This window comes from Pseudomonas sp. GW460-12-10-14-TSB1 (assembly GCF_017349775.1).
Lineage (GTDB): Bacteria > Pseudomonadota > Gammaproteobacteria > Pseudomonadales > Pseudomonadaceae > Aquipseudomonas > Aquipseudomonas piscium.
Map to the genome: position 1 here is coordinate 114,946 of NZ_JACNAC010000011.1, position 15,040 is coordinate 129,985.

The following is a 15,040-nucleotide window of genomic DNA, read 5'->3' on the forward strand; positions in this document are numbered from 1 at the left end:
CCATGGATGGCCTGTGGCGGCGGCCCACGGATCAATGCCGGAGTGAGGGTATGCCGAGCCTAGGCGAGGCACCGAGTGGGGGGCGAAGCGTTTTGGTTACTTTGGCGCTCTTCCAAAGTGACCCGCCGTAAGGGCGGAACCATAAGCAGCCGTTACCGCAGGAATGGATATGTACACCGTCCAAGAAATGCAGTGCCAGAGCCGACGCCATCGCGAGCAAGCTTCGCTCCTACAGAAGCCCCCGCAGCAACGGAGGCCCCGCGAACGACAGCCCCCCTACTGCACCGGCAAAAAATTCATCAGCAACAAGCTTTGCGCATAGTTCAACCCAATCCGCCGGTAGCGCTCGTCAAGCATCTGAGTCAGCAGGTCGAGGCGCGCCACAATCTTCCCAAACTCCACAGCAAAACTCAGATTGCTGCCCTCCTCCGAAATCTCATTGGAAAACAGCAACAACTCCCCATTGGCCCCCTGCCGCTGACTGAGCATCCAGGTGGCCTTTTCAATATTGCGCGCAGCGTTACTGACAAACTGCGGATCGATAGTGTCGGTCATAAAAAATTCGGTGCGCCCGCCATGGGCGGTCACCAGCATGCTACCGATGGCATAGATAAAGGCCCCGACCCGATCGCCGCGAAACTCCGGGCTCAGGGCATAACTCAACGCCGCCAGGTCGCGACGGTTGCCCAGGGCCGGCAAGGCCTTCTGCTGCTCGATGGCCTGGCGGATATCCCGCGCGGCGCTGGTGGCATCGGTATACCCCCACTCGCGCCACTGGCTGGGGTTGCGCAGGTAAAGCTTATTCATCAGCAGGTAAAGACTTTGCAGGTTGTCGCGCATGCTCAGGGTGGCCATGCGGTCGACGCTGGTCTGGAAGAATTCCTGGGGTTTGCCATTGCTGAACTGGTGGACCATGTCACGCCCCTGCTGCTGGCTGCAGCCACTGGCGCAGACCATCAAGACAGCCGCCAGCCACAACGGCTGGCGCAGCATACGCAGGCAAAACACGCGCAGGAAACAACGAGAAAGCGGATAAACCATCGGCACCGTTCTGGACTCTGGCCGCGCGGGGAATCGGCGCGGCCTGGCCAGGAGTAGAACCGCAAAAACGCAAAAAGTGCGGTGGCCGCAGCCTCAGCGCAATTGCAGCGGGTCCACCAGCCCGACGGCGATGGCCATGCCCACCAGTTCCGGCAGGTGCTCGGCCTGCATGCGCTTCATCACCCGTGACCGGTACAGGTCGATGGTCTTGACGCTGACCCCCAGCTGCTCGGCGATCTCGCGATTGCTGTAGCCCTGCACCAACGGCAGCAACACGTCCCTCTCCCGCGGCGTGAGGCTCTCCAGGCGCGCTTCGACCCGGGCCTGCCCGGCGTTGCGGCTGTGGCGGTCGTCGGCGCGACTGAGGGCCTGCTGCACACTGTCCAGCAGCAGCTGTTCGTTATAGGGCTTCTCGATGAAGTCCACGGCGCCGGCCTTGAATGCCCGCACCACGATGGGCACATCGGCGTGGCCGCTGACAAAGATCAGCGGCAGGTGGATATCCCGCTGGCGTAGCTCTTCCTGGACGTTGAGCCCGCCCATGCCGGGCATGCGCACATCCAGCAGCACGCAGGCGTCGAGGCTGGGGTCGCAGTGTTCGAGGAACTCCCGGCCGCTGGTGAAGGGCACCGCCTTGAGGCCCACCGACTCCAGCAGCCAGACGGTGGAGTCGAGCATGCCCGGGTCGTCGTCGACCACATACACCAGCTGCTGCGCCGCACTCGTCATTGCCTTGCTCCTGTTGTCGGTTGGGTGGGTGAATCGGCTTGCGCCGGGGCCGTCGCCGGCAAGTGGCAGCACATCTTCAGGCCGCGGCTCTGGGGCTGGGCCTGCAAGTCGCCGCCGAAGCCTTCGACGATGCTGCGGCTCATGGACAGCCCGAGCCCCAGGCCGTTGGCCTTGCTGGTGTAGAACGGGGTGAACAGCTGCGCCAGCTGCTCGGCGGAGACGCCCGGGCCCTGGTCGCTGACACTGACCTCAACCCCGCCCTCGCTAGTGGCCTGGGCACCGAGGACGATCTGCGAGCCCTGCTGCGGATGGACCTCGCGATTGGCCTCGATGGCGTTGCGCAACAGGTTCAACAGCACCTGCTCGAGCAAGATCCGGTCGGCGTACACCGGCGGCAGATTATCCGCCAGGCGCAGCTCGATCGTCACCTGGCAGGCCTGCGCCTCCCAGGCGCACAGACGCACCGTTTCCCGGGCCACCTCGGCCAGGTCGAGGGCCTGGACCCGGCGCCCGCCCTTGCGCAGGAAGGCCCGCAGGCGCTTGATCACTTCGGCGGCGTGGGTGGCCTGTTCGGCGATCCGCTCCAGGCCCTGGGCGACCTTGCGGGCGGCCTCGGGCTGAGTGTCGAGGGCTTGCAGATAACGCTGGCTGGCGTTGGCGTAATTGACCACCGCCGCCAGCGGCTGATTGATCTCATGGGCGATGCCCGAGGCCAGTTCGCCCAGGGTCACCAGGCGCGCGGTGTGGGCCAGTTCGTCCTGGTGATGGCGCTGCTGGGCCTCGCGCAATTCCCGTTCGCTCTGGTCGTGGGCCACCAGGGAATAGAAGCGCTCGCCACTGGCCGCGCGATGGGCCAGCAACATCAGCGACACCGGCACCGAAGCGCCGCCGGCCGGCGGTTGCAGGCGCGCCTCGATGCTCCAGCGGCCGCTGTGTTCGGCGCGGTGCCAGCCTTCGCGTTGCAGGCTGTGCAGCACCTCCGGGGTGAGGATGCTTGCCAGGTCCGGCATCGGCTGCCCGGCCTCCAGGCCCAGGGTGCGCCGGGCCGCCGGGTTGAGGTAGGTCACCGCGCCGCCGGGCTGGATGAACAGCACCGGGTCGGGGTTGGCCTCCACCACTTCCGCCAGGCGCCGCTTGTTCTCTTCGGCCTGGACCCGGGAAGTGATGTCCCGGGACACCGCCACCACCTCCACCACCGCCCCGGTGTAGGTTTCGCGGATCGCCCGGCAGGCGGTCTCGAACCACAGGTAATGGCCGTCGCGATGGCGGATGCGGTAGGTCATGGTGTGGTAGCCGTCCTGCTCCAGGGCGTCCCGGGCGCGCTGCGTCAGCCCGGCCAGGTCCTGACTGTGGAACAGGCTGCGGGCCAGGCGCCCGCGCAGTTCCTCGGGCCAGTAGCCGAGCAGGGTCCAGGAGGCCGGCGAGGCGTCGAGAAAGGTGCCGTCCGGGGTATGCCGGGAAATCAGGTCGGTGGTGTTCTCGGTGATCAGCCGGTACAGGCGCCGGGCCGTGGCCGACTCGCGCTCGGCGAGGATCTGCGCCGTGGCTTCGCGGCAGCGGGCCAGAACCCGTTGCCGGTGCGGGTCGGGGATAAAGCTCCAGAGCAGCACCCGCTCGCCCCACTGGGCCTCGACCTCTTCGATGGCCCGCTGCTGCTTCAGGCACGCGCGGACCAGGGCCGGGTGATTGACCGGCAGCAGCGCCGAAACCTCGCTCGGCGCCTCGTTATCCAGCCATTGCAAGAGTGCCGGGTTCAGGTCCACGGGCCGCGCCTCGGCGTCCAGCAACAGGCTGGGTAGCGGGTCATGGCCGAGCCAGGGCGAGTCCGGCAGCCGGCCTTCACGCTGCAGGTGCAGCCAGTGGCTCAAGTGGGTGGAGGTGGGCATTGTCGATAAACCTGCGGGCTGGATCAGCGAATTATTAATATAGTAGAAGTACCATACAACTCAGGTAGTACTTCCATATTCATTGCCAAACAGTATATAAAAGCCTCCGGATAAGTCACCGAGTGCCACAAAAATGGCCTCGGCCAATAGAGCTAACAATCAGCCACCGGATACCCGAACCATGTCCATCTACGAGCAAGGCCTCGCGCCGACGGCCGTCAACCATATCGCCCTGTCCCCCTTGAGCTTCATCGAGCGCACCGCCGCCGTTTACCCCGATTACCCGGCGGTGATCCACGGTTCGATCCGCCGCACCTGGGCCCAGACCTACAGCCGCTGCCGGCGCCTGGCCTCGGCCCTGGCCGGGCGCGGGATCGGCAAGAACGACACGGTGGCGGTGATGCTGCCGAACATCCCGGCCATGCTCGAAGCCCACTTCGGCGTGCCGATGATCGGCGCCGTGCTCAATGCCCTCAACGTGCGCCTGGACGCCGAGGCCATCGCCTTCATGCTGGCCCACGGCGAGGCCAAGGTATTGATCGCCGACCGCGAATTCCATGAGGTGATCCACGCCGCCGTCGCCATGCTCGACCAGCCGCCGCTGGTGATCGACCTCGACGACCCCGAGTACGGCGAGGGCCAGCCGGTCAGCGAGCTGGACTACGAGGCTTTCCTCGCCGAGGGCGACCCGGAATTCGCCTGGCAGTGGCCGGATGACGAATGGCAGGCCATCGCCCTGAACTACACCTCGGGCACCACCGGCAACCCCAAGGGCGTGGTCTATCACCACCGCGGCGCCTACCTCAACGCCCTGGGCAACCAGATGACCTGGGCCATGGGCAACCACCCGGTGTACCTGTGGACGCTGCCGATGTTCCACTGCAACGGCTGGTGCTACCCCTGGACCGTCACCGCCCTGGCCGGGGTCCATGTGTTCCTGCGCCGGGTCGACCCGCAGAAGATCCTCAACCTGATCCGCGAGCACCAGGTCACGCACCTGTGCGGCGCGCCGATCGTGCTCAATGCCCTGGTGAACATGCCGGACTCGGCCAAGGCCGCCATCGACCACCCGGTCAACGCCATGGTCGCCGGGGCCGCGCCACCGGCCAAGGTGATTGGCGCGGTGGAGGAAATGGGCATCAAGGTGACCCACGTCTACGGCCTGACCGAGGTCTACGGCCCGGTGACCCTGTGCGCCTGGCATGCGGCCTGGGACGAGTTGCCCCTGGAACAGCGGGCGCAGATCAAGTCGCGCCAGGGCGTGCGTTACCCGACCCTGGAAGGGGTGATGGTGGCCGACCCGAAAACCCTCGAACCCACGCCACGCGACGGCCAGACCATCGGCGAGATCTTCATGCGCGGCAACACGGTGATGAAGGGCTACCTGAAGAACCCCAGCGCCACCGCCGAGGCCTTCGAGGGCGGCTGGTTCCATACCGGCGACCTGGGGGTGACCCACCCGGACGGTTATGTGGAGATCCGCGACCGGCTCAAGGACATCATCATTTCCGGTGGCGAGAACATCTCCACCATCGAGCTGGAGGGTGTGCTCTATCGCCACCCGGCGGTGCTGGAAGCCGCGGTGGTGGCCCGCCCCGACGAGAAATGGGGCGAGACACCCTGCGCCTTCATCACCCTCAAGGCCGACCACCAGCAGGTCAGCGAGGCCCAGATCATTGCCTTCTGTCGGGAACACCTGGCGGGCTTCAAGGTGCCGCGCACCGTGGTGTTCAGCCAGTTGCCCAAGACCTCCACCGGCAAGATCCAGAAGTTCGTCCTGCGCGACATGGCGAAAAACCTCTAGCTTGAATAGACAGAAACCCCGCGCACGCCGTTGCCCTGCAGGGAGTCGGCATGGCGGGGTCTAGCCTTTTTGAATCACCCGGCCCCCCGGCCGTTCAACCTCCACTTTTGCACGAGGTTCTTGCAATGCCCGAATTCAATGCCCCCCTGCGCGACATGCGCTTCGTTCTCCATGAGGTGTTCAACGCGCCCAAGCTCTGGGCCCGGCTGCCGGCCCTGGCGGAGACGGTGGATGCCGATACCGCCGACGCGATTCTCGAAGAGGCGGCCAAGGTCACCGGCCAACTGATCGCCCCGCTCAACCGCAGCGGCGACGAGGAAGGCGCCACCTGGGACAACGGCCAGGTGCGTACCCCCACCGGTTTCAAGGAGGCCTACGGCACCTATATCCAGGGTGGCTGGGTCGGCCTGAGCGGCAACCCGGCCTACGGCGGCATGGGCATGCCAAAGATGCTCGCGGTGCAGTTCGAAGAGATGCTCTACGCCGCCAATTCCAGCTTCGCCCTGTATTCGGCCCTGAGCTCCGGCGCCTGCCTGGCCATCGACGCCCATGCCAGCGAGGCGCTCAAGGCGCTGTACCTGCCGCCCATGTACGAAGGCCGCTGGGCCGGCTCCATGTGCCTCACCGAAGCCCATGCCGGCACCGACCTGGGGATCATCCGCACCCGCGCCGAACCCCAGGCCGACGGCAGCTACCGGATCAGCGGCAGCAAGATCTTCATCACCGGCGGCGAGCAGGACCTGACCGAAAACATCATCCACCTGGTGCTGGCCAAGCTGCCGGATGCCCCGGCCGGGCCCAAGGGCATCTCGCTGTTCCTGGTGCCGAAGATCCAGGTCGACGCCCAGGGCAACCTCGGCCAGGCCAACGCGGTGAGCTGCGGTTCCATCGAGCACAAGATGGGGATCAAGGCCTCGGCCACCTGCGTGCTGAACTTCGACGGCGCCAGCGGCTGGCTGATCGGCGAGGCCAACAAGGGCCTGGCGGCGATGTTCACCATGATGAACTACGAGCGCCTGTCCATCGGCATCCAGGGCATCGGCTGCGCCGAGAACGCCTACCAGAACGCCCGCACCTATGCCCGCGAGCGCATCCAGAGCCGCTCGCCCGCAGGCCCGGTGGCCAAGGACAAGATCGCCGACCCGATCATCGTCCACCCCGATGTGCGGCGCATGCTGCTGTCCATGAAGGCCATGACCGAGGGCGGCCGGGCCTTCGCCAGTTACGTCGGCCAGCAGCTGGACCTGGCCAAGTTCGCCGACCAGCCCCATGAGCGACACAACGCCGAGGCCCTGGTGGCGCTGCTGACCCCGGTGGCCAAGGCGTTCTTCACCGACACCGGGCTGGACAGTTGCATCCTCGGCCAGCAGGTCTTCGGCGGCCACGGCTATATCCGCGAATGGGGCCAGGAGCAGCTGGTGCGGGATGTGCGCATCGCGCAGATCTACGAAGGCACCAACGGCATCCAGGCCCTGGATCTGCTGGGCCGCAAGGTGGTGGGCAACGGCGGCGTGGCCCTGCGCCTGTTCACCGGCGAGATCCGCGACTACGCCTACCTGCCCGGCGCCGCCTACGCCGCTGAATTGCTGGACGCCGTGCAGCGCCTGGAAGACCTCAGCGACTGGCTACGGGAGCAGGCGGTGCAGAACCCCAACGCGGTGGGCAGCGCCTGCGTCGAGTACCTGCACCTTTTCGGCTACGTGGCCTACGCCTACCTGTGGGCGCGCATGGCCCAGGTGGCGGAGCACAAGTACGCCGAGGACGAGAGTTTCTACGGCGCCAAGCTGGCCACGGCGCGCTTCTACTTCAGCCGCCTGCTGCCGCGCATCCTCAGCCTGGAGCAGAGCATCCGCGCCGGCAGTTCCTCGCTGTTCGGCCTCGAAGCGGAGCAGTTCTAACCCCCTCGGGCGGGGCCTCTGTGCCCCGCCCTGCTGCCCGGCACTGCACAGCGGCTGATGCAAAACCGGTGGCGGCCTTGCATACTTCGCGCCCCGAACACCGCCCAAGGAAGAAACGTGTTGGCGCCTGCCCCGATCATTGCCCGTCCAGCCATGCTGCTGCCCGGTACCCCGCACCTGATCTGCACCTTCGCTATTCGCCTATTCCAGCCTGGTGATGCGGCCCTGTCCGCCACCGGCAGCGGCTTGCCATTCGCTTGAGTCCGGCATGCCCCGTGCCATCCCCTTCCCTGTCTTTGTCGAGAACTCCCATGCGTCGCCTGTTCACCCTGTGGTTATGGATCAATGCCCTCCTGAGCGGAATCGCCGTGGCGGCCCCGCTGGCGCTGATGGTATTTGCCGACCTGCAACTGGTCGTCCCCCGGGACGTCAGCGGCACCCTGTTCGGCGGGGCCATGGGCTTTCAGCTGTACCTCGGCATCTGGCTCCTCTGCGCCCTCGGCCTGAGCCTGGCCCTGCTCACGCGCATGCCCGGCGCCCGCCTGACCTGGATCGTCGCCGGGATGGTGCCGCTGCTGCTGGGTGCCTGGTGGCGGATCAATTATCCGGACGATGCCGACGGCAACCTGATCTTCAGCCCGCAAGCCTGGGAGCTGGACTACGCGATGGCGATCGGCTGCGGCTTTATCTTCAGCGGGCTGCACTGGTATCGGCGCGGGCGTCTCAAGCCTCGGCCAGCCGCCACTAGCGCGGACGTGCTGTTTCTCCGGACCGTCGGCGCGCTGATCCTGGCCAGCCTGTTCATCCTCCCGCCGCTGAACTTTATCAAGCAGCAGGCCCTGCCCAACTGTGCGTTCAACAAGGCCGGGCAACAGCTGACGGTGTGCCTGGGCGATGACCCGAACGAACAGGTGATTGTCGACTGACGGATGGCTGTGGCCCTGGCACGAACAGCCCGGCGAGCACCGCCTGTCAGTGCGCCGGAAACCGGGCCTGGGCCGCCGATAAATTGCATTGCGCCGCACGCCGTCGCAGGATGTCGCCCTGACCCACAACCGCTCAAAAGGACGTGTTCATGACAATTCGTGCTGTGGTTTTCGATTTTGGTGGCGTGCTGTTCGACTGGAATCCGCACCATCTGTACCGCCAACTGATCCCTGACGATGCCCGCCGCCAATGGTTCCTCGACACCATTTGCACCCAGGCCTGGAATACCCAACAGGACGCCGGACGGACGCTGGCCGAAGCGACCCACAGCCTGGTGGCCGAACACCCGGAACATGCGCCCCTGATCGAGGCCTATTACGGGCGTTGGCCGGAAATGCTCCGCGGCCAGCTGGATGAAGGCGTGGCCTTGCTGGAAGACCTGAACCAGTCGCAAATGCCGCTGTTCGGGCTGACCAACTGGTCCCGGGAGACCTTCCCCTATGCCTGGGACAACTACCCATTCCTGCGGCGTTTTCGCGACATCGTGGTGTCCGGGCAGGAGCGGCAGATCAAGCCTGATGCCGAGATCTACCACACCACGCTGCAACGCATTCGCGCGCACCTGCCGGAGGTGGCGCCTCAGGAGCTGGTGTTCATCGACGATCACGCGCCGAATATCGTCGCCGCCAACGCCCTGGGCTGGAATGCGATTCACCACCAGTCGGCGGCTGAGACCCGGCGGCAGTTGCAGGTCTTGGGGTTGGCGGTTTGAACTGAGGCGGGCGCGCCAGCCTGTCAGCTCGCAGGCTGGTAGCGCGCGCGGTAGCGGCCAGGGCTTTCGCCGGTCCATTTCTTGAACGCGCGGTGGAAGGCGCTGGGCTCCTGGAAGCCGGTGCGCTCGGCAATTTCGCCGATGCTCGCGCGGCTCTGGCGCAGCAGTTCGACGGCCATGCCGCGGCGCACTTCGTCCTTGATTTCCTGGTACGACACGCCCTCGCGCTCCAGGCGCCGGCGCAGGGTGCTGGGGCTGATCCCGGCTTCGCTGGCGAAGGCTTCCAGAGTCGGCCACTGGCTGTAATGACTGCGGCGCAGGCGTTGATAGACCTGGGTCGCCAGGCCGTGCTGGTTGCGAAAACGGATCACCAGCCACTGCGGCGCGCTGCGCAGAAAGACCTTGAGCGAGGCCAGGTCCTGGACCACCGGCAGGCGCAGAAAGCGGCTGGCGAACTCGATTTCGGTGCGCTCGGCGCCGAAGGTCAGGTTCGGCCCCCAGAGCAAGGCATCGTCGCTCAGGGACAGGCGCGGATAACGGAAGTCGGCGCGGTCGATAGGAATGCGCCGTCCGCCGAGCCAGCACAGCAGGCTGATCATCAGCACCAGGAAGGTCTCTTCGCCAAAACGCCCGGCGGCTTCATCGCGGGGCAGGCTGTCGAGGCTCAGCACCGCGCGCTTGCCACGCACACTGAGGCTGCCGCGAAAGTCGCGCAGGAACAGGCCGAAGTTGGCCAGGCACTGGCGCAGGGCTTTTTCCAGGGTTGGCTCCTGGATCAGCCCACGGCAGATCAGGGCGAAAGCCCCCGGCGGCAGGCCATGGGAATCAAGCTGGAAAAACTCGTCCCGCAGCTCGCGGATCTGAATCAGCCACAGGGCCGCGAACGCGCTGGCCGGCACCCGCGCCTCGGGCTGGCCGAGCAAGGCCGGATCGATGCCCGCCTCGGCCAGCACCGCGGCCAGGCGCTCGGGCCGTTCACGCAAGGCGTGGACCATGACCTGCACGAAGTAGACCGCGACCGAATCCTTTTCCCGCATGGAATGACTGCTCTCTGTGGCTGTGAACATGGCAAAAAACGCCAGCGCGGCTGAGCGCTTTTGGCATAGGCCGGGGTCGGCGCGGGCACTAGACTCGCGCCTCGAAGGTTGCATTGCAAGACGCGTTCGCGCTGCTCTGCGACACGCCCGGACGAAGAAAGAGAAGCCAAGATGAATCTGCAGAATATCGGCGTGATCGGCGCTGGCACCATGGGTAACGGTATCGCTCAGGTCTGTGCCCAGGCCGGGTTCGAAGTGACCTTGCTGGACATCAGCGACAGCGCCCTGCAAAAGGCCGTGGCCACGGTGGGCAAAAACCTCGACCGGCAGATCGCCAAGGGCAGCCTGGACGAAGCGCAGAAACAGGCGATTCTGGGGCGCATCCGCACTAGCACCGACTACGCCAGCCTGGTCGATGCGCAGCTGGTGATCGAGGCCGCCACGGAAAACCTCGAGCTGAAACTGCGGGTGCTGCAACAGATCGCCGCCCAGGTTGCCAGCACCTGTGTCATCGCCTCCAACACCTCGTCGCTGTCGATTACCCAGCTCGCCGCCAGCGTCAGCGCGCCCGAGCGCTTTATCGGCCTGCACTTCTTCAACCCGGTGCCGGTGATGGGCCTGATCGAAGTGATTCGCGGCCTGCAGACCAGCGACGCGACCCACACCCTGGCCCTGGACATGGCCACGCGCCTGGGCAAGGTTGCGATCACCGCCGGCAACCGCCCGGGCTTCGTGGTCAACCGGATCCTGGTGCCGATGATCAACGAGGCGATCCTGGTGTTGCAGGAAGGCCTGGCCAGCGCCGAGGACATCGACGCCGGCATGCGCCTGGGCTGCAACCAGCCGATCGGCCCGCTGGCCCTGGCCGACCTGATCGGCCTGGACACCCTGCTGGCGATCCTCCAAGCCCTCTACGACGGCTTCAACGACAGCAAATACCGGCCCGCGCCGCTGCTCAAGGAAATGGTTGCCGCCGGTTACCTGGGGCGCAAGACCGAACGCGGCTTCCATCGCTATGGCTGAGCGTTGCTCGCGTTTCGCCGAAAGCCGCGACAGGGCCCTGGAGCTGTTCGCCAGTAAGGGCTTCGGCCAGGTCGGCATGCGCGAGCTGGCGAGCCATCTGGGGCTGACCCCGGGCTCGCTGTATCACCATTACCCGAGCAAGCAGCACCTGCTGCTGGACCTGATCGAAGAATTCTACGACGAACTGCTCGGCACCCTGGGGCGCATCGAACGGCGGCGCAAGGCGCCGGACGATCGCCTGCGCACCCTGATCCGCGCCCACCTGAAACTGCACCGGGAACTGCCCCGGCATTTCCGCCTGGTGGAGCGCGACAGCGGTTGCCTGAACCCGGACCAGCAGCAACGGGTGCGCCAGTTGCGCGAGCAATATGAACGCCGCCTGCTGATGCTCCTCGGCCCGCTGCCGCGGCTCGGCGACGCGGTGCTGCTGGCCACCGGGCATGCCATCGCCAACCTGCTCAACAGTGCGCCCGGCTGGCTGGCCGAACAGCCCTTGGCCGAACACGAGCGCGAAAACCTGCTGGAACACCTGCTCAGCGGCGCCCTGGAGCGACTGTTGAACAGCGCGCCACAGAGTGCCGTGGCCTGACGCCGGGCCGGGGCGATCCAGCCCTTTTCCCCCCTACTTCCGAGAGTCGAAGTGCGCCCCGCCGCTTGTATCTATTCTTCGTAAGCCGCGTCCTGCTGATTGCCAAACGCGCTATGTCGCCGCGCCAGTTGCTTGTCCCGCCTGAATATATTTTTTCCCGATAACGGCTATTCAAAGTTATTCGGTGGCCCTTGCGTTTGCCCCGTGCCCGGCCTGCTTAACTGCAAAAGCTGCCGGATAGCGCAGTCTCTACAACCTCCCACGGAAGGCAACGCCATGAGTTCATCCTCGCAACATGTCATTCCGCCCTATGGAGTGGCGATTCAGAAAGCAATCTCCCTCGGCAACCTGCCGCAGATGAAGTCCCTGCTCAAACAGCGCGATAAATCCCAGAAAGAATCCAAGGATCTGAGCAGCGCTTACGAGCAGTTGGCACAGGAAGTCGCCCGTCTGGAACGGCGCTAACGCCGTTTCCATTTTCTAATGCAATGGAGGCAATCATGTCCGGTTCCACTACGTCCCCTGTTGGCCTGTTTCCCCTCAGCTACCGGATCGGCAATCCGATTCCGGGCGCGCCGAGCCTTGCCCTCGACCTGCTGGTCTACACCCCCGAGCAGACCGTGCGCGGCACCTCGGTGATCACCCAGACCACCAACCCACCGCTGATCCTGGAGTCCGATGTGTGGGGGCAATACACCTACCTCACCGTCCTGCCGCCCAGCGAGAGCAAGATCCTGATCACCGCCCAGGGCAATCAGGGCGGACCGAGTTCCAACTCGATCGTCACCTTCAAGATCCAGCTGGTGGTGGGCGACGACTGGCAGAGCGGCATTGCCAACTACCAGTACTACAACGGCCAGTACTGGGTATCGATCGAAAACGTTCCAGCCCATCTCGTCGAGCCGGTGCCCTCCTACACCCTGCAATCGCAACAGGAAACCGTTCCCCTGCCGGCGTATCCACCGATCCATCCGCTGTATGCCGCGCCGATCCATGGCGCCATCGCCAGCGGCGACCTGACCCAGATGAAAACCCTGGCCAGCCAGGCCCAACAGCAACTGGATCAACTGCCTCAACTGCGCAGCGCGCTGGATGCAGCCAAGGACGAAATCGGCAAGCTCGAGCGCCGCTGACCGCCGCTCGCCCCTGACCCGACTTCCCTGAATACGAACAAGGAGTTGCACCATGCAAACTGGACTGTTCCACACCCGCCTCCACGTCACCACGGCGCTGCTGGGGGCCCCGGTTCTGACCCTCGACCTCCTGGTCAACACCCCACAGAAAAAAGTCAGCGGCGTGGCCCGCGTCTTCAAGAGCACCTATCCGCCGGTGAACTTCTTCGCCGACGTGTGGGGCACCTATTCCCAACTGCATCTGCACCCGTCGACCGAAGGCCACATCATCCTGACGCTCGCCGGCAACCCCAGTGGCCCGACCAGCCAGATTGCCGAGACCTTCCACCTGCAAGGCATTCTCGGGCTCGACTGGGCCAGCGGTTTCGCCAGCTACAAATACTGCTACCAGGGCAACTGGCAGGACGTGCAGCACGCCACCGTCAGCCAGGCGTCGATCCCGCACCCGGAACCCGTGCCGCATCACCCCATTCCGCTGTATGCCGTTGCGGTGCAGCATGCCCAAGCCAGCGGTGACCTGGCGCAACTCAAGGCAGTCGTCCTCCAGGGCGAACAGCAGCTGGCCAGCAGCGATGCGCTGCGCAGCGCCTTGCAGCAGCTGAACGCCGAGATCACCCGCCTCGAAGCTCGCTGAAAGGTGGCGTCCGGGCCTGGCCTTCCTTCCCCGGGGCCAGGCCCGGTTCCCCACTGGCAAACCCTATGTCCGCCCGGGCCGGCAGTGCCAGGGACGGCGCGGACATCCGCCAGGTTCGTGCCGCGCGCCTGTGTGCGCCCAAAGGACTGTCCATGTCAGCCAATCGCCCCGCCCGCTACCTCAGCGAAACCGACCTCAAGCGTTACGTACCGGTGCATGTGGTCTGGGAAATCACCCTCGCCTGCGACCTCAAATGCCTGCATTGCGGCTCCCGCGCCGGCCATCGACGCCCCAACGAACTGAACACCCAGGAATGCCTCGACGTGATCGACGCCCTCGCCGCCCTCGGCACGCGGGAAGTCACCCTGATCGGCGGCGAAGCCTATTTGCGCAAGGACTGGACCCGCCTGATCCAGGCCATCCACGACCACGGCATCTACTGCGCGATCCAGACCGGCGGGCGCAACCTCACCCCGGCGAAAATGCAGGCCGCGGTGGATGCCGGGCTCAACGGCGTGGGGGTTTCGCTGGACGGCCTGGCGCCCTTGCATGACGCCGTGCGCAACGTCCCGGGATCCTTCGACAAGGCCGTGGACACCCTGCGCCGGGCCAAGCAGGCCGGGCTCGCGGTCAGCGTCAACACGCAGATCGGCGCGGCCACCCTGCCCGACTTGCCGCAGTTGATGGACCTGATCATCGAACTGGGCGCCACCCATTGGCAGATCCAGCTGACGGTGGCCATGGGCAATGCGGTGGATCACCCGGAACTCTTGCTGCAGCCCTATCAATTGCTGGAGGTCATGCCGCTGCTGGCGCGCCTCTACCGCGAAGGCCTGGAACGCGGCCTGCTGATGAACATCGGCAACAACATCGGTTACTACGGCCCTTACGAACATATGTGGCGCGGCTTCGGCGACGAGCGCGTGCACTGGAGCGGCTGCGCCGCCGGGCAAACGGTGCTGGCCCTGGAGGCCGACGGCACGGTGAAGGGCTGTCCTTCGCTGGCGACAGTGGGGTTCTCCGGCGGCAATGTGCGCGACATGAGCCTGCACGACATCTGGCACTACAGCGAAGGCATGCATTTTGGCCGCCTGCGCTCGGTCGACGACCTATGGGGTTATTGCCGCAGTTGCTACTACAACGACGTGTGCCGCGGCGGCTGCACCTGGACTTCGCACTCGCTGCTGGGCAAGCCGGGCAACAATCCGTACTGCCACTACCGCGCCCTGGACCTGCAGAAAAAGGGCCTGCGCGAACGCATCGTCAAGCTTGAGGACGCCGCCAAGGCGTCGTTCGCGGTCGGTCGCTTCGACCTGATCACCGAACGCATCGACACCGGCGAGACGGTCAGCAGCGTCAGCGACAGCGGCCAGGTGATCAAGCTGGCGTGGATCAACCAGGGGCAGAAATCCCCTGAGGAAGGACGCCTGCCCACCCGACTGGCCCTGTGCCGCGGCTGCTGGCAGTACATCCATGCCCACGAAACCACCTGCCCGCACTGCTCGGCCGATGTGGCCAGCGCCGAGGCCGAGTACCTGGTCGACCGCGCCCGGCAGCAGGCGATCAT

15 protein-coding genes are annotated in these 15,040 nt (G+C 65.6%); 11 read left to right on the forward strand and 4 right to left on the reverse strand.

What is annotated here, in order from left to right; genetic code table 11:
* Positions 1-276: 276 nt before the first annotated feature.
* From J4D52_RS10065 to J4D52_RS10075, 3 genes are all read right to left on the reverse strand, one after another.
* A complete protein-coding gene (locus tag J4D52_RS10065) occupies positions 277-1,041 on the reverse strand; it encodes a hypothetical protein (RefSeq protein WP_102676540.1) in 765 nt (254 codons plus the stop codon).
* A gap of 93 nt (positions 1,042-1,134) precedes the next feature.
* Complete coding sequence (locus J4D52_RS10070) at positions 1,135-1,770, reverse strand: response regulator transcription factor (protein WP_023968669.1); 636 nt, start codon at positions 1,768-1,770, stop codon at positions 1,135-1,137.
* Entirely contained in the window at positions 1,767-3,656 is a 1,890-nt protein-coding gene (locus J4D52_RS10075; RefSeq protein ID WP_102676542.1) for a PAS domain S-box protein, read from the reverse strand. Before J4D52_RS10075 ends, J4D52_RS10070 begins: the two co-directional genes overlap by 4 nt.
* A 181-nt stretch (positions 3,657-3,837) precedes the next feature.
* Here J4D52_RS10075 and J4D52_RS10080 point away from each other — a divergent pair, with 181 nt between their 5' ends.
* The 5 genes from J4D52_RS10080 (at position 3,838) to J4D52_RS10100 (ending at position 9,057) form a co-directional block, all read left to right on the forward strand.
* Positions 3,838-5,460 carry an acyl-CoA synthetase gene (locus tag J4D52_RS10080; protein ID WP_038580397.1) on the forward strand — a complete coding sequence of 541 codons (1,623 nt, stop codon included), beginning with the start codon at positions 3,838-3,840 and terminating at the stop codon, positions 5,458-5,460.
* Between the two features lie 125 nt (positions 5,461-5,585).
* Positions 5,586-7,358: an acyl-CoA dehydrogenase C-terminal domain-containing protein gene (locus J4D52_RS10085; protein ID WP_102676543.1), complete on the forward strand. Its 1,773-nt coding sequence runs from the start codon at positions 5,586-5,588 to the stop codon at positions 7,356-7,358.
* A 117-nt stretch (positions 7,359-7,475) separates the two neighbouring features.
* Positions 7,476-7,619 (forward strand): hypothetical protein, encoded by a 144-nt coding sequence (locus J4D52_RS10090; protein ID WP_158246964.1) that lies wholly within the window; start codon positions 7,476-7,478, stop codon positions 7,617-7,619.
* Between the two features lie 50 nt (positions 7,620-7,669).
* Positions 7,670-8,284, forward strand: coding sequence for a hypothetical protein (locus J4D52_RS10095; protein ID WP_102676544.1), 615 nt, complete (start codon positions 7,670-7,672; stop codon positions 8,282-8,284).
* 149 nt (positions 8,285-8,433) lie between these two features.
* A complete protein-coding gene (locus tag J4D52_RS10100; protein ID WP_102676545.1) occupies positions 8,434-9,057 on the forward strand; it encodes an HAD family phosphatase in 624 nt (207 codons plus the stop codon).
* 23 nt (positions 9,058-9,080) lie between these two features.
* Here the strand turns inward: J4D52_RS10100 and J4D52_RS10105 are convergent, their stop codons facing one another.
* Positions 9,081-10,094 (reverse strand): AraC family transcriptional regulator, encoded by a 1,014-nt coding sequence (locus J4D52_RS10105; protein ID WP_102676546.1) that lies wholly within the window; start codon positions 10,092-10,094, stop codon positions 9,081-9,083.
* Between the two features lie 171 nt (positions 10,095-10,265).
* On the opposite strand from J4D52_RS10105, the gene J4D52_RS10110 reads away from it, so the two are divergent.
* From J4D52_RS10110 to J4D52_RS10135, 6 genes are all read left to right on the forward strand, one after another.
* Positions 10,266-11,117, forward strand: a complete 852-nt coding sequence (locus J4D52_RS10110; protein ID WP_102676547.1) for a 3-hydroxybutyryl-CoA dehydrogenase — start codon at positions 10,266-10,268, stop codon at positions 11,115-11,117.
* A complete protein-coding gene (locus J4D52_RS10115; protein ID WP_102676548.1) occupies positions 11,110-11,706 on the forward strand; it encodes a TetR/AcrR family transcriptional regulator in 597 nt (198 codons plus the stop codon). Before J4D52_RS10110 ends, J4D52_RS10115 begins: the two co-directional genes overlap by 8 nt.
* 276 nt (positions 11,707-11,982) lie before the next feature.
* Positions 11,983-12,171: a DUF1843 domain-containing protein gene (locus J4D52_RS10120; protein WP_009048143.1), complete on the forward strand. Its 189-nt coding sequence runs from the start codon at positions 11,983-11,985 to the stop codon at positions 12,169-12,171.
* Between the two features lie 35 nt (positions 12,172-12,206).
* Positions 12,207-12,839 carry a DUF1842 domain-containing protein gene (locus J4D52_RS10125; protein WP_025804122.1) on the forward strand — a complete coding sequence of 211 codons (633 nt, stop codon included), beginning with the start codon at positions 12,207-12,209 and terminating at the stop codon, positions 12,837-12,839.
* A gap of 52 nt (positions 12,840-12,891) precedes the next feature.
* A complete protein-coding gene (locus J4D52_RS10130; RefSeq protein ID WP_025804123.1) occupies positions 12,892-13,473 on the forward strand; it encodes a DUF1842 domain-containing protein in 582 nt (193 codons plus the stop codon).
* Between the two features lie 152 nt (positions 13,474-13,625).
* Positions 13,626-15,040: GDL motif peptide-associated radical SAM/SPASM maturase (locus J4D52_RS10135; RefSeq protein WP_207272125.1), on the forward strand; the 1,415-nt coding region annotated here is incomplete at its 3' end.

What these genes read in the sequence shown, in the direction of transcription:
- J4D52_RS10065 (WP_102676540.1), bottom strand. Translation starts at nt 1,041, where the DNA reads ATGGTTTATCCGCTTTCTCGTTGTTTCCTGCGCGTGTTTTGCCTGCGT.
- J4D52_RS10070 (WP_023968669.1), bottom strand. Translation starts at nt 1,770, where the DNA reads ATGACGAGTGCGGCGCAGCAGCTGGTGTATGTGGTCGACGACGACCCG.
- J4D52_RS10075 (WP_102676542.1), bottom strand. Translation starts at nt 3,656, where the DNA reads ATGCCCACCTCCACCCACTTGAGCCACTGGCTGCACCTGCAGCGTGAA.
- J4D52_RS10080 (WP_038580397.1), top strand. Translation starts at nt 3,838, where the DNA reads ATGTCCATCTACGAGCAAGGCCTCGCGCCGACGGCCGTCAACCATATC.
- J4D52_RS10085 (WP_102676543.1), top strand. Translation starts at nt 5,586, where the DNA reads ATGCCCGAATTCAATGCCCCCCTGCGCGACATGCGCTTCGTTCTCCAT.
- J4D52_RS10095 (WP_102676544.1), top strand. Translation starts at nt 7,670, where the DNA reads ATGCGTCGCCTGTTCACCCTGTGGTTATGGATCAATGCCCTCCTGAGC.
- J4D52_RS10100 (WP_102676545.1), top strand. Translation starts at nt 8,434, where the DNA reads ATGACAATTCGTGCTGTGGTTTTCGATTTTGGTGGCGTGCTGTTCGAC.
- J4D52_RS10105 (WP_102676546.1), bottom strand. Translation starts at nt 10,094, where the DNA reads ATGCGGGAAAAGGATTCGGTCGCGGTCTACTTCGTGCAGGTCATGGTC.
- J4D52_RS10110 (WP_102676547.1), top strand. Translation starts at nt 10,266, where the DNA reads ATGAATCTGCAGAATATCGGCGTGATCGGCGCTGGCACCATGGGTAAC.
- J4D52_RS10115 (WP_102676548.1), top strand. Translation starts at nt 11,110, where the DNA reads ATGGCTGAGCGTTGCTCGCGTTTCGCCGAAAGCCGCGACAGGGCCCTG.
- J4D52_RS10120 (WP_009048143.1), top strand. Translation starts at nt 11,983, where the DNA reads ATGAGTTCATCCTCGCAACATGTCATTCCGCCCTATGGAGTGGCGATT.
- J4D52_RS10125 (WP_025804122.1), top strand. Translation starts at nt 12,207, where the DNA reads ATGTCCGGTTCCACTACGTCCCCTGTTGGCCTGTTTCCCCTCAGCTAC.
- J4D52_RS10130 (WP_025804123.1), top strand. Translation starts at nt 12,892, where the DNA reads ATGCAAACTGGACTGTTCCACACCCGCCTCCACGTCACCACGGCGCTG.